The sequence below is a fragment of the Enterobacter sp. FW301-JW81 genome (assembly GCF_058788735.1).
In genome coordinates this window covers 259,624-279,302 of sequence record NZ_JBYTBA010000002.1, presented here as the reverse complement: position 1 = coordinate 279,302, position 19,679 = coordinate 259,624, and the positions used below count along the sequence as shown (strand labels likewise).

General features: G+C 56.2%; 22 protein-coding genes. 7 read left to right on the top strand and 15 right to left on the bottom strand.

The window, feature by feature from the left end:
* Nucleotides 1-16 precede the first annotated feature (16 nt).
* From AC3WOK_RS08305 to yfbV, 4 genes are all read right to left on the bottom strand, one after another.
* A complete protein-coding gene (locus tag AC3WOK_RS08305) occupies nucleotides 17-1,849 on the bottom strand; it encodes an SLC13 family permease (protein ID WP_059312844.1) in 1,833 nt (610 codons plus the stop codon).
* 75 nt (nucleotides 1,850-1,924) lie between these two features.
* Nucleotides 1,925-2,584: a sugar phosphatase gene (locus tag AC3WOK_RS08300; protein WP_063429123.1), complete on the bottom strand. Its 660-nt coding sequence runs from the start codon at nucleotides 2,582-2,584 to the stop codon at nucleotides 1,925-1,927.
* Nucleotides 2,585-2,595: 11 nt separating this feature from the next.
* Nucleotides 2,596-3,090, bottom strand: coding sequence for a YfbU family protein (locus AC3WOK_RS08295; RefSeq protein ID WP_008502874.1), 495 nt, complete (start codon nucleotides 3,088-3,090; stop codon nucleotides 2,596-2,598).
* Nucleotides 3,091-3,181: 91 nt separating this feature from the next.
* Nucleotides 3,182-3,637: a terminus macrodomain insulation protein YfbV gene (yfbV, locus tag AC3WOK_RS08290; protein ID WP_059312846.1), complete on the bottom strand. Its 456-nt coding sequence runs from the start codon at nucleotides 3,635-3,637 to the stop codon at nucleotides 3,182-3,184.
* Between the two features lie 337 nt (nucleotides 3,638-3,974).
* On the opposite strand from yfbV, the gene ackA reads away from it, so the two are divergent.
* Nucleotides 3,975-5,177: an acetate kinase gene (gene ackA / locus AC3WOK_RS08285; RefSeq protein WP_033146081.1), complete on the top strand. Its 1,203-nt coding sequence runs from the start codon at nucleotides 3,975-3,977 to the stop codon at nucleotides 5,175-5,177.
* A 76-nt stretch (nucleotides 5,178-5,253) separates the two neighbouring features.
* Entirely contained in the window at nucleotides 5,254-7,398 is a 2,145-nt protein-coding gene (gene pta / locus AC3WOK_RS08280) for a phosphate acetyltransferase (RefSeq protein ID WP_059312847.1), read from the top strand.
* 106 nt (nucleotides 7,399-7,504) lie between these two features.
* On the opposite strand, the gene AC3WOK_RS08275 is transcribed toward pta, so the two are convergent.
* The 5 genes from AC3WOK_RS08275 to AC3WOK_RS08255 form a co-directional block, all read right to left on the bottom strand.
* Nucleotides 7,505-8,458 carry a transketolase family protein gene (locus tag AC3WOK_RS08275; RefSeq protein ID WP_047346623.1) on the bottom strand — a complete coding sequence of 318 codons (954 nt, stop codon included), beginning with the start codon at nucleotides 8,456-8,458 and terminating at the stop codon, nucleotides 7,505-7,507.
* Entirely contained in the window at nucleotides 8,451-9,281 is an 831-nt protein-coding gene (locus AC3WOK_RS08270) for a transketolase (protein WP_063429126.1), read from the bottom strand. The genes AC3WOK_RS08275 and AC3WOK_RS08270 overlap by 8 nt, the downstream gene beginning before the upstream one ends.
* Nucleotides 9,278-10,669, bottom strand: a complete 1,392-nt coding sequence (locus AC3WOK_RS08265) for a PTS ascorbate transporter subunit IIC (protein WP_063429128.1) — start codon at nucleotides 10,667-10,669, stop codon at nucleotides 9,278-9,280. The genes AC3WOK_RS08270 and AC3WOK_RS08265 overlap by 4 nt, the downstream gene beginning before the upstream one ends.
* Nucleotides 10,670-10,690: 21 nt before the next feature.
* The gene (locus AC3WOK_RS08260) at nucleotides 10,691-10,963 is read right to left on the bottom strand and encodes a PTS sugar transporter subunit IIB (protein ID WP_047346626.1); all 273 of its coding nucleotides are present in this window, start codon (nucleotides 10,961-10,963) and stop codon (nucleotides 10,691-10,693) included.
* A gap of 80 nt (nucleotides 10,964-11,043) precedes the next feature.
* Nucleotides 11,044-11,487: a PTS sugar transporter subunit IIA gene (locus tag AC3WOK_RS08255; protein ID WP_492354315.1), complete on the bottom strand. Its 444-nt coding sequence runs from the start codon at nucleotides 11,485-11,487 to the stop codon at nucleotides 11,044-11,046.
* Between the two features lie 234 nt (nucleotides 11,488-11,721).
* Here AC3WOK_RS08255 and AC3WOK_RS08250 point away from each other — a divergent pair, with 234 nt between their 5' ends.
* On the top strand, nucleotides 11,722-12,741 hold the full coding sequence (locus AC3WOK_RS08250) for a LacI family DNA-binding transcriptional regulator (RefSeq protein WP_063429130.1): 1,020 nt from the start codon (nucleotides 11,722-11,724) through the stop codon (nucleotides 12,739-12,741).
* 3 nt (nucleotides 12,742-12,744) lie between these two features.
* Here the strand turns inward: AC3WOK_RS08250 and yfcD are convergent, their stop codons facing one another.
* From yfcD to yfcF, 3 genes are read right to left on the bottom strand one after another with little or no spacing between them, the layout of a single operon-like run.
* A complete protein-coding gene (gene yfcD / locus AC3WOK_RS08245; protein WP_047346629.1) occupies nucleotides 12,745-13,299 on the bottom strand; it encodes an NUDIX hydrolase YfcD in 555 nt (184 codons plus the stop codon).
* Between the two features lie 55 nt (nucleotides 13,300-13,354).
* Complete coding sequence (gene yfcE / locus AC3WOK_RS08240) at nucleotides 13,355-13,906, bottom strand: phosphodiesterase (protein WP_063429132.1); 552 nt, start codon at nucleotides 13,904-13,906, stop codon at nucleotides 13,355-13,357.
* Nucleotides 13,907-13,962: 56 nt separating this feature from the next.
* Nucleotides 13,963-14,607, bottom strand: a complete 645-nt coding sequence (gene yfcF / locus AC3WOK_RS08235) for a glutathione transferase (protein ID WP_063429134.1) — start codon at nucleotides 14,605-14,607, stop codon at nucleotides 13,963-13,965.
* 140 nt (nucleotides 14,608-14,747) lie between these two features.
* Here yfcF and yfcG point away from each other — a divergent pair, with 140 nt between their 5' ends.
* The 4 genes from yfcG (at nucleotide 14,748) to AC3WOK_RS08215 (ending at nucleotide 17,282) form a co-directional block, all read left to right on the top strand.
* A complete protein-coding gene (gene yfcG / locus AC3WOK_RS08230) occupies nucleotides 14,748-15,377 on the top strand; it encodes a GSH-dependent disulfide bond oxidoreductase (RefSeq protein WP_059312852.1) in 630 nt (209 codons plus the stop codon).
* A gap of 75 nt (nucleotides 15,378-15,452) precedes the next feature.
* The gene (gene folX, locus AC3WOK_RS08225) at nucleotides 15,453-15,821 is read left to right on the top strand and encodes a dihydroneopterin triphosphate 2'-epimerase (RefSeq protein WP_047346633.1); all 369 of its coding nucleotides are present in this window, start codon (nucleotides 15,453-15,455) and stop codon (nucleotides 15,819-15,821) included.
* A 13-nt stretch (nucleotides 15,822-15,834) separates the two neighbouring features.
* On the top strand, nucleotides 15,835-16,728 hold the full coding sequence (locus AC3WOK_RS08220) for a TIGR01777 family oxidoreductase (RefSeq protein WP_492354314.1): 894 nt from the start codon (nucleotides 15,835-15,837) through the stop codon (nucleotides 16,726-16,728).
* Nucleotides 16,729-16,772: 44 nt separating this feature from the next.
* The gene (locus AC3WOK_RS08215; RefSeq protein ID WP_059312854.1) at nucleotides 16,773-17,282 is read left to right on the top strand and encodes a GNAT family N-acetyltransferase; all 510 of its coding nucleotides are present in this window, start codon (nucleotides 16,773-16,775) and stop codon (nucleotides 17,280-17,282) included.
* Nucleotides 17,283-17,410: 128 nt separating this feature from the next.
* Here the strand turns inward: AC3WOK_RS08215 and hisP are convergent, their stop codons facing one another.
* The 3 genes from hisP to AC3WOK_RS08200 are packed head-to-tail and all read right to left on the bottom strand — an operon-like array spanning nucleotide 17,411 to nucleotide 19,592.
* Nucleotides 17,411-18,184: a histidine ABC transporter ATP-binding protein HisP gene (gene hisP / locus AC3WOK_RS08210; RefSeq protein ID WP_059312855.1), complete on the bottom strand. Its 774-nt coding sequence runs from the start codon at nucleotides 18,182-18,184 to the stop codon at nucleotides 17,411-17,413.
* Between the two features lie 8 nt (nucleotides 18,185-18,192).
* On the bottom strand, nucleotides 18,193-18,909 hold the full coding sequence (locus AC3WOK_RS08205; protein WP_008502590.1) for an ABC transporter permease: 717 nt from the start codon (nucleotides 18,907-18,909) through the stop codon (nucleotides 18,193-18,195).
* On the bottom strand, nucleotides 18,906-19,592 hold the full coding sequence (locus tag AC3WOK_RS08200) for a histidine ABC transporter permease HisQ (RefSeq protein WP_023336422.1): 687 nt from the start codon (nucleotides 19,590-19,592) through the stop codon (nucleotides 18,906-18,908). Before AC3WOK_RS08200 ends, AC3WOK_RS08205 begins: the two co-directional genes overlap by 4 nt.
* Nucleotides 19,593-19,679 lie beyond the last annotated feature (87 nt).

Below are 19,679 nucleotides of genomic sequence, written 5' to 3'. Positions count from 1 at the left end.
CGTTTCTGCGCTCACGCTAAAACGGGAATAACACCGGTATCAACACCACGCATACCAGCATCACCAGCACGGTGAACGGCACACCCAGCTTCACAAAATCGCTGAACCGGTAGTTCCCCGGCCCCAGCACAAGGGTATTGACCGGTGAAGAGACCGGCGTCATAAACGCCGCTGATGCAGCCATCGCCACCATCATCGCAAAGGGATACGGCGATACGCCCATGGATTTCGCCATCGCCAGCGCGATGGGCGCCATCAGCACCGCCGTGGCGGTATTGGAAATGAACAGCCCGATGGTGGCGCACATGACGAACAGGCACATCATCATCATATACGGGCCGTATCCTCCGCCAACGTCCATAAGTCCTTTAACGACTAAATCCACACCGCCGGTTTTTTGCAGGGCAAGTGCAAACGGCATCATCCCTACAATCAAAATGATGCTTGGCCAGTGAATCGCTTTATAGGCGCTCTCGGCATCAATGCAGCGAAATTTCCCCATTAACAGGCAGGCAATAATGGCCGCAACCGGATTTGGGATCTCGTCGGTCAGCATCAGCGCCACCATCAATACCAGACAAAAAATGGCATGGGGCGCCTGGCTGTGCGCCGGGGAGGCGTCGCTCTCTTCAACAGGCATGTTGAGCACCACAAAGTCGCGGCCCTTTTGCCCGAGCTGGCTAATCAACTTCCAGTTGCCGACGACGAGAAAGATATCGCCCAGCAGGATCGGCTCGTCCACCACCGCCCCTTCCACCGCCACGCCATCGCGCTTCAGCCCCACGACATTCAGGCCATAGCGCGTCCGGAACCCCATTTCCCGCACGGTTTTGCCCAACAGTTCCGATTCGGGGATCAGCGACACTTCGGCCATGCCGACATCCAGCGCCTGGTCTGAGAAATACTCTCCGCGCAGCACCATCGGTTCCAGCATCTGTTCACTGCAAAACTCGCGCAGATCTACATCCGCGGTAGACATATCAATCAGCAGGACATCCCGCGCGCGGAATTCCGATACCCCGTTGACGTTGACGATGACCCGGCGAAAACGACGCCAGCGCTCGACACCAATCACATTCGCGCCATAGCGCTCGCGCAGCTTCAGGTCGTCAAGCCGTTGCCCCACCATCGGCGAGCCGGGGCGAATGGCCAGACGGCGCGCGCGCCCGGTGAGGCGATACTCTTTTATCAGATCGCGGAAGGTGCGTCGTTTCCAGCCCTCTTTGCTTTTGTCCTGTTTTTCGCCTTTGAGGGCAAAACGGGTCAGCAGCATGTAAAGCACGCCCAGCACCAGAATGACCAGCCCAAGCGGGGTGACGCTGAAAAAACTGAAGCCCTGGAAGCCTTCCCGAATAAGCTCGCTGTTGACGACCAGGTTCGGCGGCGTTGCCACCAGGGTCATCATGCCGCTGATCAAACCGGCAAAACTCAGGGGCATCATCAGGCGCGACGGCGAGCTCTGCATCCGCATGGAGACGCTCAGCACCACCGGGATAAAGATAGCAACCACGCCCGTTGAGCTCATAAACGCCCCCAGCCCGGCGACCGTCAGCATCAAATAGATCAACATTTTCGTTTCGCTGTTGCCCGCCACCTTCACCAGCCACGACCCCATGATGGTCGCCACACCGGTGCGCACCAGCCCATCCCCGATGATAAACAGGGCGGCAATGAGGATAACGTTGGGATCGCTGAACCCGGAGAAGGCTTCCGGCAGCGTGAGCGTACCGCTCAGCACAAACGCGACGATGACAAACAAGGCGACGGCGTCCATGCGCACCTTGCCCGTTGCAAAAAGAATGATGGCGATTAAAAGCAGGCTCAGGACCCAAATCAGTTCACCGTTCACAACATGTCCTTGTCAGTGGGAGATGAGAAATTTTGCCATAAAAAAGCCCCATCAGCGTGGGGCTATATCATGGGTTTACATTTTTAGCGAGACGGTTACAACGCCGTCAGAGGCTTTCGAAACAGCCAGGGCCGTCAAAGAATCCAGCACAAAGTCTGCCTCCTCCAGGCGGGGAGACCCCGCCGGAACATTCACCGCAATAACGTGGCTTCCGGCGTTCAGCCCGGCCAGTACGCCGGCCGCCGCATCTTCTACTACCACACACTCTGCGGGGGCGAGCCCCAGCAGTTCAGCACCCAGTAAAAAGGCATCGGGTTCGGGTTTGCCGCGCTTAACGCGCTCCGCAGTGATAAACACTTCCGGCTTCGGTAGGCCTGCCGCCTTATGGCGGGCATGAGCGACGGGAATGGAGCCTGAGGTGACGATAGCCCACGGGATCTGCGCTTCGTTCAGATGCTCAAGCAGTTCACGCGCGCCCGGTAAGGCGGTGATGCCGTCCGTGTCTGTGGCTTCAATATGTTCCAGGTATTTGAACTCCGCCTGAATTTCGTCCTCAGAGCGTCCGGCCAGGAAGTGCCGTAGCGAGGTAATGGCCTGTTTGCCATGGATAAAATTCAGCACCTCCTGATGGTCGATGCCATGTCTGTCAGCCCAGTGGCACCATGAACGCTCCACAACCGGCAGCGAATCCACCAGCGTACCGTCCAGATCAAACAGAAAACCTCTACACTGCACATGCACCTCCGTCAGGCATTAATGATTTGTTGAATTTCGTTGCTGCTTAAATGGTACTGACGCGGGCAGGCGTGCCACGCGCTCAGCATACGCTGGTATTTATCCCACATTGGGGTCTGCGCGTTGAAACCGTGGGTACCCGCGTCAAAGTGGGTGTAACGCCCTTCGGTATTCACCATAAAGCGAACATAGCTCAGATAACGCGCTTCCGTTGCCGCATCAAAGCCTAAGAAAGTCACGCGGCGCTCGTCAATGGACTGCTGATCTTTGAGATTCGTCCAGGAGACGTGCAGGGCGTGATACATCTCCATGATGTCGATCACGATGCGGCAGGTTTCTTCTTTCAGCTCGCCAAACTCGCGGTCCAGTTCGCGCATTTGCAAACCAAAGCCGCGTTCGACGATGGTCTGCAGGCGGCTGTAGCGCGCAGCGTTATCGGGATCAAGCATAGTCATCATCTTGTACTGGTTAGACAAAATCAGACGTTGAGCATGGGTCATTTCCATCTTTCGACTCCTGTAGCGCATTGCACTTAAAAAAAAGACACGGTAACTGATTGTTACTGTGCCTTCTTTTCGTCGTCGTTTCGATGATCAATCACAAGTCATCGAGGAATGTTTTATCCAGTTGCTTAAAAGCACGCTTTAACGTGTCCGCCAGCGCCTGGTAGTCGGGCTTGCCTTCGACCGGGGCGAGCGCCTGTCCGGCCTCCTCCAGTTTTCCGCGAACTTCATAAAACCAGTGTAAAATAGAAGGTGGGAGTGGCGTGACGGAACGTTTACCTAACCACCACAGGCCCTGCATTGGCAGGCTTAACGCGAAGAGTGCCGTCGCGACGGCAGGACCAAGCTGCCCACCCAGCGCTATCTGCCAGCACAGCGTAAAGACGGCGACGGGCGGCATAAAGCGAATCGCATAGCGCGTGGCGCGGATGGTGCGATTCTCAATGAACATGGGCGCAAGGCGCTTTTCCATCGGCCACGTCTTCGCGTAATGCTGTCCCCGACGAAACAGACTGAAGAAATTTACGGACGGGATCTCTGGTGTCGACATGGCTGTACCTCAACTTCACATATAAAAATTAAAATTTTCGTGCAAAACCACAACAAGCTATGACAACGTTCAAAATATTTTGTCATCTCTACCCCGTATCGGGTATCCTGTGCCAGCCTGATAGGGCCTTAGACGAGAATCATTAACTCGTCAAATTATCGCATATTATGCCATTGGCTGAAAATTGTGCAAAATGGCATAAAATCATAGTTATTTCTTCCATCATGCCACAATGTTCGTTTGGCATGATGTTAATCATAAATGTCTGAGTCATCATGCGTTACGCTGTAAGACTCACTGACGTTTTTTTAGCCACGTATCAATAATAGGTACTTCCATGTCGAGTAAGTTAGTACTGGTTCTGAACTGCGGTAGCTCCTCACTGAAATTCGCCATCATCGATGCGCTCAACGGTGACGAATACCTCTCTGGTTTGGCCGAATGTTTCCATCTGCCTGAAGCACGTATCAAGTGGAAGATGGACGGCAGCAAACAAGAAGCGGCTTTAGGTGCAGGCGCCGCTCACAGTGAAGCGCTGAACTTTATCGTTAACACTATTCTGGCACAAAAACCAGAACTGTCTGCTCAGCTGACTGCGATTGGTCACCGTATCGTCCACGGCGGCGAAAAATACACCAGCTCCGTCGTGATCGACGAATCTGTTATCCAGGGCATCAAAGACTCCGCCTCTTTTGCACCGCTGCACAACCCGGCGCACCTGATCGGCATCGCTGAAGCGCTGAAATCCTTCCCGAATCTGAAAGACAAAAACGTGGCCGTATTCGACACCGCGTTCCATCAGACCATGCCGGAAGAGTCTTACCTCTATGCCCTGCCATACAGCCTGTACAAAGAGCATGGCGTACGTCGTTACGGCGCGCACGGCACCAGCCACTTCTATGTGACTCAGGAAGCCGCAAAAGTTCTGAACAAGCCGGTTGAAGAACTGAACATCATCACCTGCCACCTGGGCAACGGTGGTTCTGTTTCTGCTATCCGCAACGGTAAATGTGTTGATACCTCCATGGGTCTGACCCCGCTGGAAGGTCTGGTGATGGGTACCCGTTCCGGTGACATCGACCCGGCGATCATCTTCCACCTGCACGACACCCTGGGCATGAGCGTTGACCAGATCAACAAAATGCTGACCAAAGAGTCTGGCCTGCTGGGTCTGACCGAAGTCACCAGCGACTGCCGTTACGTTGAAGACAACTACGCAGAGAAAGAAGACGCTAAACGTGCAATGGACGTTTACTGCCACCGTCTGGCGAAGTACATCGGCTCTTACACTGCGCTGATGGACGGTCGTCTGGACGCGGTTATCTTCACCGGTGGTATCGGTGAGAACGCGGCAATGGTTCGTGAACTGTCCCTGGGCAAACTGGGCGTTCTGGGCTTCGACGTTGATCACGAGCGTAACCTGGCTGCCCGCTTCGGCAAGTCTGGCTTCATCAACAAAGAAGGCACCCGCCCTGCTCTCGTTATCCCAACTAACGAAGAACTGGTCATTGCGCAAGACGCGCACCGCCTGACTGCCTGATTCCACACCGCCAGCAATGCTGGCGGTGCTGTTTTGTAACCCGCCACATTTAGGCGGTAACGAAAGAGGATAAACCGTGTCCCGTACTATTATGCTGATCCCTACCGGAACCAGCGTCGGCCTGACCAGCGTCAGCCTTGGCGTTATCCGTGCTATGGAACGCAAAGGCGTTCGTCTGAGCGTCTTTAAGCCAATCGCCCAGCCACGTGCCGGTGGCGATGCGCCAGACCAGACCACCACAATCGTTCGCAAGAACTCCAATCTGCCAGCGGCCGAACCGCTGAAGATGAGCCACGTTGAATCTCTGCTGTCCAGCAACCAGAAAGACGTGCTGATGGAAGAGATCATCGCCAACTACCATGCTAACGCGCAAGACGCTGAAGTGGTGCTGGTTGAAGGCCTGGTCCCGACGCGCAAACACCAGTTTGCCCAGTCTCTGAACTTCGAAATCGCGAAAACCCTGAACGCAGAGATCGTTTTCGTGATGTCTCAGGGCACCGACACCCCAGAGCAGCTAAACGAGCGTATCGAACTGACGCGCAGCAGCTTCGGCGGCGCGAAAAATACCAGCATCACCGGCGTGATCGTAAACAAGCTGAACGCGCCAGTTGATGAGCAGGGCCGTACTCGCCCTGACCTGTCCGAAATCTTCGATGACTCTTCCAAAGCGAAAGTGGTCAAAGTTGACCCGGCTAAGCTGCAGGAATCCAGCCCGCTGCCAGTTCTGGGCGCGGTGCCATGGAGCTTCGATCTGATCGCCACCCGTGCAATCGACATGGCGCGTCACCTGAACGCCACCATCGTTAACGAAGGCGACATCAACACCCGCCGCGTGAAGTCCGTGACCTTCTGTGCGCGCAGCATTCCGCACATGCTGGAACACTTCCGCGCAGGTTCCCTGCTGGTGACCTCCGCAGACCGTCCAGACGTGCTGGTTGCAGCCTGCCTGGCCGCGATGAACGGCGTGGAAATCGGTGCCATCCTGCTGACCGGCGCTTACGAAATGGACCCACGCGTAAGCAAACTGTGCGAACGCGCGTTCGCGACCGGCCTGCCGGTCTTCATGGTGAACACCAATACCTGGCAGACCTCTCTGAGCCTGCAGAGCTTCAACCTGGAAGTGCCGGTTGATGACCATGAGCGTATTGAGAAAGTTCAGGAATACGTTGCGGGCTACATCAACGCAGACTGGATTGAATCCCTGACCGCGACCTCCGAGCGCAGCCGCCGTCTGTCTCCTCCTGCATTCCGCTACCAGCTGACCGAGCTGGCGCGTAAAGCAGGCAAACGCGTTGTTCTGCCAGAAGGCGACGAACCGCGTACCGTTAAAGCGGCAGCTATCTGTGCAGAGCGCGGCATCGCGACCTGTGTGCTGCTGGGTAACCCGGATGAGATCAACCGCGTTGCGGCGTCTCAGGGCGTTGAGCTGGGCGCTGGTATAGAAATCGTTGACCCTGAAGTGGTTCGCGAAAGCTACGTTGCCCGTCTGGTTGAGCTGCGTAAGAGTAAGGGCATGACCGAAGCCGTTGCGCGCGAACAGCTGGAAGACAACGTAGTGCTGGGTACGCTGATGCTGGAGCAGGACGAAGTTGACGGTCTGGTTTCCGGTGCGGTTCACACCACCGCAAACACCATTCGTCCACCGCTGCAGTTGATCAAAACGGCACCGGGCAGCTCTCTGGTCTCTTCCGTATTCTTCATGCTGCTGCCTGAACAGGTTTACGTTTACGGCGACTGCGCGATCAACCCGGATCCAACTGCAGAGCAGCTGGCGGAAATCGCAATCCAGTCCGCGGACTCCGCGATTGCCTTCGGTATCGAACCGCGCGTGGCGATGCTCTCCTACTCCACCGGCACCTCTGGTGCAGGTAGCGACGTAGAGAAAGTGCGTGAAGCGACCCGTCTGGCACAGGAAAAACGTCCTGACCTGATGATCGACGGCCCGCTGCAGTACGATGCCGCCGTTATGGCTGACGTTGCGAAATCCAAAGCGCCGAACTCTCCGGTTGCAGGTCGCGCTACCGTGTTCATCTTCCCGGATCTGAACACCGGTAACACCACCTACAAAGCGGTACAGCGTTCTGCAGACCTGATCTCCATCGGGCCAATGCTGCAGGGTATGCGCAAACCTGTGAACGACCTGTCCCGTGGTGCGCTGGTTGACGATATCGTCTACACCATCGCGCTGACCGCGATCCAGTCTTCGCAGCAGCAGCAGTAAGATAAAAAGCCCGGTGGCGCTAGCGCTTACCGGGCCTACGGTTTTGTAGGCCGGATAAGCGAAGCGCCATCCGGCAAGAAAGGCGACTACAGAGTCGCCTTTTTTATTACAGCAGCTCTCTCGCCGCCGACACAATGTCATGTGCCGTCAGGCCATACTCCTTCTGCAGGAACTCCTGCGTCCCCACCTGACCGTAACGCTCCTTCACCCCCACTCGCCGCATCGGCACCGGGCAGGTTTCCACCAGCACTTCCGCCACCGCTGACCCCAGCCCGTTGTGAATACTGTGGTTTTCACAGGTCACAATTCGTCCGGTTTTCTCGGCGTAGTTTTTCACCAGCATCCTGTCGATAGGCTTCAGGGTAAACATGTCGATGACCGCCGCGCTGACGCCCTCCTGCTCCAGCTGACGCGCCGCCTCCAGCGCTTCCGCCACCATGATGCCGTTGGCGATCAACGTAATATCACTCCCCTCGCGCAGCACGTTGCCTTTACCGATGGTGAAGGTTGAGCCCGGCGCATAGACGCTCGGCGCCTGCTTACGGATGGTGCGCACCCAGTAGAAGCCTTCGAGGTCGATAAGCTGGCGCAGCACGTCCTCAAACATCACCGCATCGGTGACTTCCAGCACCACCGAGTGCGCCAGACCGCGTACGATGCCCATATCCTCAAATGACATATGGGTCCCGCCGTTGTGACAGGCCGTTACCCCCGCATCCGAGGCAATTACCTTTACGTTGTTGCGCTGGTAGTCCAGGGACATAAACAGCTGGTCGAAGCAGCGGCGGCTGGCAAACGCGGTGAAGGTGTGCACGAACGGCTTACGTCCGGTAAGCGACAGCCCCGCCGCCGTGCCGATGACGTTGGCTTCCATAATGCCGCAGTTAATCACGTGCTGCGGATAATCGCGCGCCACGCCGTCCATCGCCATCGAGCTCATCAGGTCGGCTTCCAGAGCGATAATCTCACTGCCAGCCTCAATCTGTTTTGCCACAAAGCCCGCGTATACCTTGCGCATCTCAACGGCGTCTTTCTGTCCTGCCGGTGCAACCTTAATCATGTGAAGCCTCCAGTTGGCGAATCGTCTCGTTGAGGGCCGCTTTGCTCTCCGGGGTTAACCGCAGGTGATGCGAGTTGCTGAGCTGCTCCAGGTACGGCACCCCCTGCCCTTTGATGCTGTCGAGGATGACGACTAACGGACGTGCATCGGCAGTCGGGACCCGCGACGTTACTGTCAGCAGACCCGGAATGTCGTCACCCTTCACCGTCGCGACGTCAAAGCCAAAGGCGCGGAATTTCCCCTCCAGGTCGAATGCGCTGATGATCTCATCCAGCTCGCCATCCAGCTGCTGTTTGTTCCAGTCGACGAACACCGTCAGGTTTTTCAGGCGATGGTGGGCGATAAACTGGAAGGCTTCCCAGCACTGTCCCTCGTTCAACTCGCCGTCACCGACAATGCAAAACACCCGATTCGGTCGCCCCGCTAGCTTGTGCGACAGCGCCATGCCGCCGGCGATGGAAATCCCCTGCCCCAGCGAACCGGTGGTGGCATCCACGCCGCGCGTTTTCAGGCGGTCCGGGTGGCTTGGCAGCCGCGTACCGTTGTGGTTGAGCGTGCTCAGCTCCTCCACCGGGAAGTAACCCTTAATCGCCAGCGTGCTGTAGAGCGCCGGGCCTGCATGGCCTTTCGACAGAACAAAATAGTCCCGCTCTGGCCAGTCCGGGTCCGCCGGGTCGATTTTCATCACCGCGCCGTACAGCACGGCCAGGGTTTCAACCACCGACATGCTGCCGCCGTAGTGGCCAAACCCCAGCTGCGTCAGCGTTTTCAGGGTCTCAAGACGAATTTGACGCGCAAGTTCGGTTATCTCTTTCTCATTCATGATTTGGCTCCGGTGTTTTCCTGCGCGTTACCGCCCGCAGGTTTGTTTTTCGCGAAGACGTTGTACGCCACCAGCAGCGCGAACAACGCAACGACCAGTCCGGTAATGGCAAGCGGCGACAGGAAGCGCGCCAGGTTGCCGAGCACAATCCCGACCGCGCCGAAGTCAGCGTCCGAGAAGGTGGTGTTGGCAAAGCCAATTGCGCCCAGCACCGGCAGCAGCAGGACCGGCAGGAAGGTGATCAGCAGGCCGTTGGCAAAGGCGCCAATCATTGCCCCGCGACGTCCGCCGGTGGCGTTACCAAACACGCCCGCCGTTGCGCCGGTGAAGAAGTGCGGCACCACGCCCGGCAGGATCAGCACCCAGCTGAACTGCCCGCAGATGAACAACCCCACAATTCCTCCGAGGAAGCTGAACAGGAAGCCGATCAGCACTGCGTTTGGCGCATACGGATAGACCACCGGGCAGTCCAGTGCTGGACGCGCATTGGGCACCAGCTTTTCCGAGAAGCCGGTAAAGGCCGGGACGATTTCCGCCAGAATCAGGCGCACGCCCTGCAGGATGATGAACACGCCCGCCGCGAAGGTAATCGCCATGATGATGGCGTAGACGAGGTAGTTCTGACCGCCGCTGAAGGTGGCCTCGACGTACTCGCGTCCGGCGCTCACCGCCATGATCAGGTAGATAATCATCATGGTCAGGGAAATAGAGATGGAACTGTCACGCAGGAAACTCAGGTTCTTCGGCAGGTTCATCTCTTCGGTTGAGCGTGAGCCTTTACCCACCTTGCTGCCAATCCAGCCGGAGAGCACGTAGCCCAGGGTGCCGAAGTGGCCGAAGGCAATCTCATCGTTGCCGGTAATGCGCTTCATGTAGCGCTGCGCAATCGCCGGGAAGAAAGCCATGATCAGGCCGAGGATCAGCGATCCGGTAAACACCAGCCCTACCCCCTCAAAGCCCGCCACCGTCAGGATCACGCCAATCATGCACGCCATGTAGAAGGTGTGATGCCCGGTCAGGAAGATGTACTTCAGGCGGGTAAAGCGGGCGACGATAATATTCGCCACCATCCCAAAGGCCATAATGAGCGCGGTTGAAGCACCGTATTTTTCCAGCGCAATGGAAACAATCGCCTCGTTATTAGGAATAATGCCCTGGATATTAAAGGCGTGTTCAAACATGCCGCCTAAAGGATTTAATGACCCAACCAGCACCGTGGCGCCACCGCCGAGTACAATAAAGCCCAGTATGGTTTTAATGGTCCCTTTCACCACGTCGGAAAATGCTTTTTTCTGTGCAACCAGGCCAATTAAAGCAATTAACCCAACCAGTACCGAAGGGACTTTTAATATATCAACAACGAAATTCAGCGTTTCAAGGATAAACATATCCACCTCGCCTTATCAGGGTTATTGTCTTTCGAACCAGCCGCGCAGCTGCGCTTCAAGTTCGTTGATATCAATGATGTTGTTGATCACCACCAGCTGGCTTTCCGGCACGCTGGCGCTGGCCGCAATGTCTTTTGCCATCACGAACAGATCGGCCGCGCCCGGCGTTGCCGAGGAGAGATCGGAGTGCTCAACGTCGGCCTCAATGTCCAGCTTTTTGAGAACCTTTTTAATGTTCATTTCGACCATAAAACTACTGCCCAGGCCAGAACCGCAAATAGCCATGATTTTCATTGTTTGTCCCCTTATTTTGAGTAGAGTACGCCCCACCACGCAGACGCGTAATGTCGTGAAAAACCGGATTAAAAAATAAATCAGAAGCGGTTAATAATCGTTTTTATCTCCTCCAGAGTATTCGCCTGATGCAGTTGTGCCATATCTGCATCGCTGGAAAACAATTCGGCCAGCGATGAGATCATTCCGATATGGCTATTTTTGTCGGGTGCCGCGAGCATAATAATGACATCGACAGGGTCAAACTCGCCGGCACCAAATGAGACGCCCTGTTTTAGTTTTAATAATGACAACCCCAGTCCTTTAGCTCCTTCCTCCGGCCGCGCATGCGGCATCGCCAGCCCTGGTGCCAGCACATAATAGGGACCTAACGCGTGGTGCTGCTGGATGATGGCCGTGACGTATTCAGGCTCAATCACCTGCAAATCCAGCAGCGGCTTCGCGCACAGCTCCAGCGCCTGCGGCCAGTTTTCGACGCTATCCTGCAGCGTGATGGTTGTATCATATATCCATTTTTTGAGCACTTTTCACTCCCGCTACACGCTAAAGATGAGCAAACTTTATTCAACGCATCGCCGAATGACTGCGATCGCGATCACAAAGATAGCGCTACCAATCGTTAACATGCAGAAATGTGATAGCGCTATCAAATTGCAATCACGGTGCTAAAACACAGCAAAAAAAGGGATTTAAGGCGTATACTGCCTGTCACGTGAAGCGAAGGAAAATAAGAACGCGTCTGGTCAGCAGGAAGGTGTATGTCTCTAACCCGAAAACGGCGCAGTACTGGTAAAGTGACACTCGCCGATGTCGCACAGCTTGCCGGTGTGGGCACGATGACCGTGTCCCGTGCACTCCGCACGCCCGAACAGGTTTCCGATAAACTACGAGAAAAAATTGAAGCAGCGGTGCAGGAGCTGGGCTACATGCCTAATCTTGCCGCCAGCGCGCTGGCCTCGGCGTCGTCATGGACGATAGCCATGGTAGTGCCTAATCTCTCCGAGGCCGGCTGCTCGGAGATGTTCGCCGGGCTACAGCAGGTGCTGCAGCCTGCCGGGTATCAGATCATGCTGGCTGAATCCCAGCACCGTCTTGAGCAGGAAGAGAAGTTGCTGGAGACGCTGCTGGCGTCGAATATTGCCGCCGCTATCCTGCTCAGCGTTGAACATACCGATACCGTTCGTCACTGGCTCAAAAATGCCTCCATTCCGGTGATGGAAATGGGTGCCATGCGTGCCGACCCGATTGATATGAACATCGGGATTGATAACGTGGCGGCCATGTATGAGCTGACGGAAATGGTGATTAAGCGCGGCTACCAAAATATTGGCCTGCTGTGCGCCAATCAGGAGCAGTGGATTTTCCAGCAGCATCTGCAGGGCTGGTACAAGGCCATGCTTCGCCACCATATGTCGCCGAACCGGGTCATTAACGCGGCGATGTCGCCGAGTTTCTCGACCGGTGCAGCGCAGCTGCCTGAATTCCTGCTGGCCTGGCCCGAGCTGGATGCGCTGGTGTGCGTCTCTGACGAGCTGGCCTGCGGCGTACTGTACGAATGCCAGCGCAGGCGAATCAAGGTGCCGGACGATCTGGCAGTTGTGGGTTTTGGCGATAGCGACGTCAGCCGCGTCTGTCAGCCGCCGCTGACGACGATGGCGATACCGCATCGTAAGATTGGGATTGAAGCCGGGAAAGCGTTACTGGAGCGCCTGAATGACGGGGACTGGCGCGATCAAAAGCCCATCGCGTCCAGTCTGTGTCTGAGAGAGAGTTGCTGAAGCTTACTCGGCCTCTTCCTCTTTTTCCGGTTTAGCGGATTCGTTTTTGGCGTTACGGGTCATCCACAGCGCCAGCGCTTTTAACGAATCCGGCGTGAACTCGTCGCAGCGCGCGGTAATCTCTTCCGGCGTCATCCAGTTCACTTCGCTGACTTCTTCTTCCTGCAGGGCGAACGGACCGTGAGAGACGCAGCTAAACAGCCCGCCCCAGACGCGACAATGCTCATCCTCGAAATAGAACTGACCGTGCTCGGCAAACGGCACACCGGCAATACCTAACTCTTCTTCCGCTTCACGACGCGCAGAATCCAGCAGCACTTCATCCGCCTGGACAACGCCACCTGCTGTGGCATCCAGCATACCAGGGAGAAAATCTTTGGTGTCCGTGCGGCGCTGAACCAGAATTTTGCCCATACCGTCATGAACAACGATATATGTCGCACGGTGACGCAGGCGCTCCGCACGCATTTGTTCACGGCTGGCCTGCGCGATCACTTCATTCTCTTCGTTGACAATGTCAACCCACTCTGTACTTGCCAAATGACTCTGCTCCACCATCGGGAAACCTTCTCGTCTAAGCGCTCTTTCGGCGCGTTTGTAATTGAGGTGTAACTTACGGATTAATCGCTATCTGCGCAATAACTTGCTGATCATTAAGTGCGATAACGCTCAGGGTATTTCCATCCAGCATGCCATAGCTCGCAGGATATCCGCCTTTCGGGATGCTGACCGAACCCGGGTTAAAGTGATAAATGTCACCGCGTTTTTCAGCAACCGGAATATGAGTATGACCGTAAACCAGGACATCGCCAGCCGCGAGCGCAGGGAGATTATCCGGGCTAAAAAGATGCCCGTGGGTCAGGAACAGGCGGCTTTGTTCCAGCAGCACCTGCTGCCACGGCGCGGTAATAGGAAAATGCAGCAGCATCTGGTCCACTTCGCTGTCGCAGTTGCCGCGAACGGCGATGATGCGCGAGGCATACGCATTCAGTTTTTCAGCCACCTGCGCAGGGGCATAGCCTTCCGGCAGCGCATTGCGCGGGCCGTGATTGAGCACATCGCCCAGAATAATCAGCCACTGCGCGCCGCTTTGTGCAAACAGAGAGAGCACGCGCTCGGTAGCGGGCAGCGATCCATGGATATCCGACGCAAACATCAGTTTCATCAGTCACTCCTCGGGAAATCAGACTGCCCACATCATACCTGAAGCGTCAGGGCTTATCAGCCCGCGCGCTTAGCGGAGAGTGCCACATAGCGCTGCACGGAGGCTCGCTGCCACTGAAACGCGGCATAATCGACCAGCAGCTGCGGCACCTCGTCACCATTGAGGATCAGGCGGTTTAGCATCAACGCCAGATCGGCGTCGGCAATGCACCACTCGCCGAACAGGTTCGGGTTGCCGTGGGAGAGCAGCGCGGTGGCGGTTTCAATCATCTTCTGCGCGCTTTCAGTGCCCTCTGCGCTCAGGGATGGCTTTTTCACCCCGGCAAAAACGACATCCGTTGAGCGTTCCACGCGAATCGGCACCAGATCGCTGCGCAACCACGCCTGGATCTGCCGCGCCCGGGCGCGTTTTTGCAGGTCGTGCGGGTAGATCCGCTCCCACTCGGGCGGCGCGAACCGATCTTCCAGATACTCATCGATCGCCGAGGATTCGCTCAGGGCAAAACCATCAATTTCCAGCACTGGCACGCGTCGGGTCAGATCGTAACCCTGCCACTGCGGTTTGAGGTGTTCACCGCCGTCGAGATCGACGGTCTTCAGCGTAAAAGTGAGCCCTTTTTCGGCCAGCGCAACGTATACGCTCATTACATAGGGAGAAAAGAAATTCGCATCGGACCACAACGTAATTACGGGCTGGTTCATAACATCCTCATCGGCTGATCGGTTTTTACTCAACATATAACCTCTTTGCCTCGCTGTCACTTGATGAAAACTCACGATTTACAACAACCACCTATACTCATTTGTCATGGCATCACTATTCGCATGGACAGGAGTTGAGAATGATCGACCTTTATTATGCCCCTACCCCAAACGGCCATAAGATCACCCTCTTTCTTGAGGAAGCCGAGCTGGATTACAGGATCATTCGCGTGGATATCAGCAAAGGCGATCAGTTCAGTCCTCTCTTTCTGGCTATCTCGCCGAACAATAAAATCCCGGCCATTATTGATAACCAGCCGGCCGACGGAGGCAGGCCGCTGAGCCTGTTTGAATCCGGTGAGATTTTGCTCTACCTGGCGGAGAAAACCGGCAAACTGCTGAGCGGAGAGTTGCGCGAACGTCACCATACCCTGCAGTGGCTCTTCTGGCAGGCAAGCGGACTGGGACCCATGCTGGGGCAAAATCACCATTTTACCGCTTACGCCCCACAGCCTATTCCTTATGCGATAGAGCGCTATCAGGTTGAGACTCAACGGCTCTATGACGTGCTGAACCGTCGGCTGAAGAAAACGCCGTGGCTCGGGGGCGATCATTACAGCATTGCCGATATCGCCTGCTGGCCGTGGGTGAATACGCATGAAAAACACCGAATTGACTTAGCCGCTTACCCGGCCGTGAACAACTGGTTTGAGCGTATTCGGACCCGCCCGGCCACCGAACGCGCGATGCAAAAAATCCAGCAGATTTAACACGGTATGAGGCTGGGTGCCCGCAAGCCTCTCATGTATGATGAGCGGAAAATACTGACACGGAGAAGACCTGCAATGTCACAGCCAGACGCTGTTATTCGTATAAAAAATTTACGCTTGCGTACCTTTATCGGCATCAAAGAGGAAGAGATCGCCAACCGTCAGGATATTGTCATTAACGTAGTGATTCACTATCCCGCAGACAAAGCGCGAGCAAGCGAAGACATCAATGACGCGCTGAACTACCGCACCATCACCAAAAACATCATCCAGTACGTGGAAAATAACCGCTTCTCTCTGCTGGAAAAATTAACTCAGGATGTGCTCGATATCGCACGCGAACATCACTGGGTCACTTATGCTGAAGTTGAGATCGATAAACTTCACGCCCTGCGTTACGCCGACTCCGTCTCTATGACGTTAAGCTGGAAACGCCAGGCGTAAACCTGGAGGTTGTATGAAGATTTTGCTGACCGGCGGTACTGGCCTCATTGGTCGTCACCTTATTGCGCGCCTGCAGGCCTTGCATCACGACGTTACCGTGGTCACGCGCAGCCCTGAGAAAGCACGCCAGGTGCTGGGGGCAGGTATCGACATCTGGAAAAATCTGGCCGAGCAGCAAAATCTGGACGGCTTCGACGCCGTCATTAACCTCGCGGGTGAACCCATCGCCGATAAGCGCTGGACGGAGGAGCAAAAACAGCTGTTATGCAGCAGCCGGTGGAACATTACCGAAAAGCTGGTCGAGCTAATCCGCAATAGCCACACGCCGCCTTCGGTGCTGATTTCGGGTTCAGCGGTGGGCTATTATGGCGATCTCGGAGAGGTGGTGGTGACCGAGGAAGAGCCGCCCCATAACGAGTTTACCCATAAGCTCTGCGCCCAGTGGGAGCGTCTTGCCTGCGCGGCGCAGAGCGATCGTACCCGCGTCTGCCTGCTGCGGACCGGCGTCGTGCTTGCGCCGAAAGGCGGAATCCTGGGGAAGATGCTTCCACCATTCCGACTTGGACTCGGCGGCCCCATCGGCAATGGCCGTCAGTATCTGGCGTGGATCCACATCGACGATATGGTCAACGGTATTCTCTGGCTGCTGGATAACGACCTGCGCGGGCCGTTTAACATGGTTGCGCCGTATCCGGTGCGTAACGAACAGTTTGCCCACGCGCTGGGGCATGTCCTGCACCGCCCGGCGATTTTGCGCGTACCTGCCACGGTCATTCGCCTGATGATGGGGGAAGCCTCTGTGCTGGTATTAGGCGGACAGCGCGCGCTACCCAAACGGCTGGAAGCGGCCGGGTTTGCGTTTCGCTGGTATGATTTAGAAGAAGCACTGGGGGATGTGGTGCGGTGAATATGCTACAGTCGTACGCCATGTTCCGATGAAATGGCGTAACTATGGCAACTATCACCACTCCCCGTCTGCACCTTACCCCTTTCGAACCCACTGATTGGGCCTTCTTTCGCTCGCTGCGCGAAGACCCCGCCATCATGCGCTATATGGCCGCCATCGCCCCCGAAAAAGAGACGCGACGCGTGTTTGCCGCACGGCTCACGGCTGCACATGTGTTTGTGATCCGCTTTCAGAATGATGACACGCCGCTGGGCGATATCGGCCTGCAAATCAGCGCTGAGAATCGTGAAGAGGCCGACATCGGCTATACGGTTGTGCCTGCCGCACAGGGAAAAGGTATCGCCAGCGAGGCGCTGCGCGCGGTGTGTGATTACGCCTTTAACCAGACCGGCGTGAAGGCGATTAACGCCTACGTGCTGGCGGACAATGTCGGGTCGGTGCGGGTGCTGGAGAAAGCGGGGTTTGCTCGCACGCAGGTGCTGGAAAAGGCGTATGAGATTGACGGCGTGCGGTACGACGACTGGGTGTATCGGCTGGAGTGTGGTGCGGTCTGATGCCCTCACCCCGACCCTCTCCCACAGGGAGAGGGAGAACACCCGGTCCGTAGGCCCGGTAAGCGAAGCGCCACCGGGCGATTTGGCGGTACTGCGGTCTCCCACAGGGAGAGGGAGAAAAGCCAAACCTACTTCAACGACCCCTTCAGGAACTGCTGCAAGCGCGGGCTTTGCGGGTTCGCCAGCACCTCGTCCGGATGCCCCTGCTCTTCAATTTTACCCTGATGCAGGAAGATAACGTGGTTCGAGACGTTACGGGCGAAGCCCATCTCGTGCGTCACCACCACCATCGTTTTGCCCTCTTCGGCCAGCTTCTGCATGATGCGCAGCACTTCGCCGACGAGTTCCGGGTCCAGGGCTGAAGTCGGCTCGTCGAACAGCAGCACCTCGGGTTCCATCGCCAGCGCGCGGGCGATGGAGACACGCTGCTGCTGACCGCCGGAGAGATGCACCGGGTATTTCATCTGCTGACGCTCGTCGATACCCACTTTTGCCAGGTATTTCACCGCGCGCTCGCGGGCTTCCTGCTTGCTCAGGCCCAGCACCTGAACCGGCGCTTCCATCACGTTCTCCAGCACCGTCATATGGCTCCAGAGATTGAAGTGCTGGAACACCATCGTCAGACGCGTACGCAGCAGGCGCAGCTGATGCTTATCTGCCACCTTCAGCTGGCCGTCTTTATCACGCACCAGCGTGATATTCTGCCCGCTCACCACAATCGAGCCTTCGCTCGGCTTTTCAAGGAAGTTAATGCAGCGCAGGAAGGTACTTTTCCCCGAGCCGGATGAGCCGATGATACTGATCACGTCGCCCGCATTCGCCTGCAGCGACACCCCTTTCAGCACTTCATGTTCGCCGTAGCGTTTGTGCAAATCAATAACGTTTAATTTGTTCTCAGCCATCATCTTTCTCAGTGCGTCGAAGAAGGTTTTATATGCTGCAACCAGCGTTTTTCAGCCTTACGGAACAGGCTAATCAAAACATACGAGATAATTAAATAGAGTACTGCCGCAATGCCAAACGCGGTAAACGGCTGATAGGTCGCGGAGTTGATATCGCGCGCAATTTTGAGCAGGTCCGGCACCGTCGCGGTGAAGGCCAGCGCGGTGGAGTGCAGCATCAAAATCACTTCGTTGCTGTACGCCGGTAACGCGATACGCAGCGCTGAGGGCAGAATGATGCAGCGGTAAAGCTTCACTGATGAAAAGCCGTACGCGCGCGCCGCTTCAATCTCGCCGTAAGGCACAGAACGAATTGCCCCCGCAAAAATCTCGGTGGTATAGGCGCAGGTATTGAGCGTCAACGCCAGCACCGTACAGTTCAGGCCGCTGCGGAAGAACGCGTTCAGCATCTCGGTGCCTTTTACGATCTCCAGCGTGTACATTCCCGAATAGAACACCAGCAGCTGCACGTACAGCGGCGTACCGCGAAAGACGTAGGTAAACAGCCAGATAGGGAACTGAATAAATTTATTGTTCGACACGCGGCCAATGGCAAGAAACACCGCCAGAATGCCGCCCATCACCACGGAGGAGATCAGCAGCCAGAGCGTGATCGCCACGCCGGTAAAGCGATAGCCATCTGTCCACAGCAGCGATTTCCAGTATTCCTGAATAATCTCAATCACAGGTCAGCCCTCTTCACACCCACGGAGTAGCGACGCTCGAGCAGAAGCAGCACACCATTGGAGGCGGTCGTAAAGACCAGGTAGATAACGCCACAAACCACCGCAAAGTAGAACGGCTCCCAGGTGCTTTTGCCTGCCAGCTGAGTGGCTTTCACCACATCTTCCAGGCCGAGCAGCGAGACCAGCGCTGTGGCTTTGAGGATAACCTGCCAGTTGTTGCCGATGCCCGGCAGCGCATAGCGCATCATGGCCGGGAACATAATCCGACGAAACGTTTGTGAAGAGGTAAAACCAAATGCGGTCGCCGCCTCAATGTGGCCTTTCGGCACGGCCATGTAAGCACCGCGGAAGGTCTCGGTGAAGTAGGCACCGTAGATAAAACCGAGGGTAATAATACCGGCCACCATTGGGTCGATATCAATTTGTCCCATGCCCATCGCATCCGTCACGCTGTTAAGCGCAATCTGCAGACCGTAAAAGATAAGCAGCATCAGCACCAGATCGGGAACGCCGCGAATGAGCGTGGTGTAGCCTTCAAAGATCAGCGCCAGCGGTTTGTTAGCTGAAAGCTTCGCCCCTGCGCCTGCCAGACCAATCAGCACCGCCAGCACCACGGAGCTGATAGCCAGCTCAAGGGTGACAAGCGCGCCCTGTAAAATAACGCCAGAAAATCCGTACAGCATACCGCGAGCCCTGTCGTATCGTGAGTGGTGGAACCGTGTCTTTTCCCCTCCCGCAGCGGGAGGGGCCGCACGTTATTTGACGGGGCG

Excerpts from the sequence above, each read along its gene's own strand:
- AC3WOK_RS08295 (WP_008502874.1), bottom strand. The coding sequence starts at position 3,090 with ATGGAAATGACCCATGCTCAACGTCTGATTTTGTCTAACCAGTACAAG.
- hisP (WP_059312855.1), bottom strand. The coding sequence starts at position 18,184 with ATGGCTGAGAACAAATTAAACGTTATTGATTTGCACAAACGCTACGGC.
- ackA (WP_033146081.1), top strand. The coding sequence starts at position 3,975 with ATGTCGAGTAAGTTAGTACTGGTTCTGAACTGCGGTAGCTCCTCACTG.
- AC3WOK_RS08200 (WP_023336422.1), bottom strand. The coding sequence starts at position 19,592 with ATGCTGTACGGATTTTCTGGCGTTATTTTACAGGGCGCGCTTGTCACC.
- AC3WOK_RS08260 (WP_047346626.1), bottom strand. The coding sequence starts at position 10,963 with ATGAAAATCATGGCTATTTGCGGTTCTGGCCTGGGCAGTAGTTTTATG.
- yfcF (WP_063429134.1), bottom strand. The coding sequence starts at position 14,607 with ATGAACCAGCCCGTAATTACGTTGTGGTCCGATGCGAATTTCTTTTCT.
- AC3WOK_RS08265 (WP_063429128.1), bottom strand. The coding sequence starts at position 10,669 with ATGTTTATCCTTGAAACGCTGAATTTCGTTGTTGATATATTAAAAGTC.
- yfcD (WP_047346629.1), bottom strand. The coding sequence starts at position 13,299 with ATGGTGGAGCAGAGTCATTTGGCAAGTACAGAGTGGGTTGACATTGTC.
- AC3WOK_RS08250 (WP_063429130.1), top strand. The coding sequence starts at position 11,722 with ATGTCTCTAACCCGAAAACGGCGCAGTACTGGTAAAGTGACACTCGCC.
- yfcG (WP_059312852.1), top strand. The coding sequence starts at position 14,748 with ATGATCGACCTTTATTATGCCCCTACCCCAAACGGCCATAAGATCACC.
- yfcE (WP_063429132.1), bottom strand. The coding sequence starts at position 13,906 with ATGAAACTGATGTTTGCGTCGGATATCCATGGATCGCTGCCCGCTACC.
- AC3WOK_RS08275 (WP_047346623.1), bottom strand. The coding sequence starts at position 8,458 with ATGATTAAGGTTGCACCGGCAGGACAGAAAGACGCCGTTGAGATGCGC.
- AC3WOK_RS08270 (WP_063429126.1), bottom strand. The coding sequence starts at position 9,281 with ATGAATGAGAAAGAGATAACCGAACTTGCGCGTCAAATTCGTCTTGAG.
- folX (WP_047346633.1), top strand. The coding sequence starts at position 15,453 with ATGTCACAGCCAGACGCTGTTATTCGTATAAAAAATTTACGCTTGCGT.
- AC3WOK_RS08215 (WP_059312854.1), top strand. The coding sequence starts at position 16,773 with ATGGCAACTATCACCACTCCCCGTCTGCACCTTACCCCTTTCGAACCC.
- yfbV (WP_059312846.1), bottom strand. The coding sequence starts at position 3,637 with ATGTCGACACCAGAGATCCCGTCCGTAAATTTCTTCAGTCTGTTTCGT.
- AC3WOK_RS08220 (WP_492354314.1), top strand. The coding sequence starts at position 15,835 with ATGAAGATTTTGCTGACCGGCGGTACTGGCCTCATTGGTCGTCACCTT.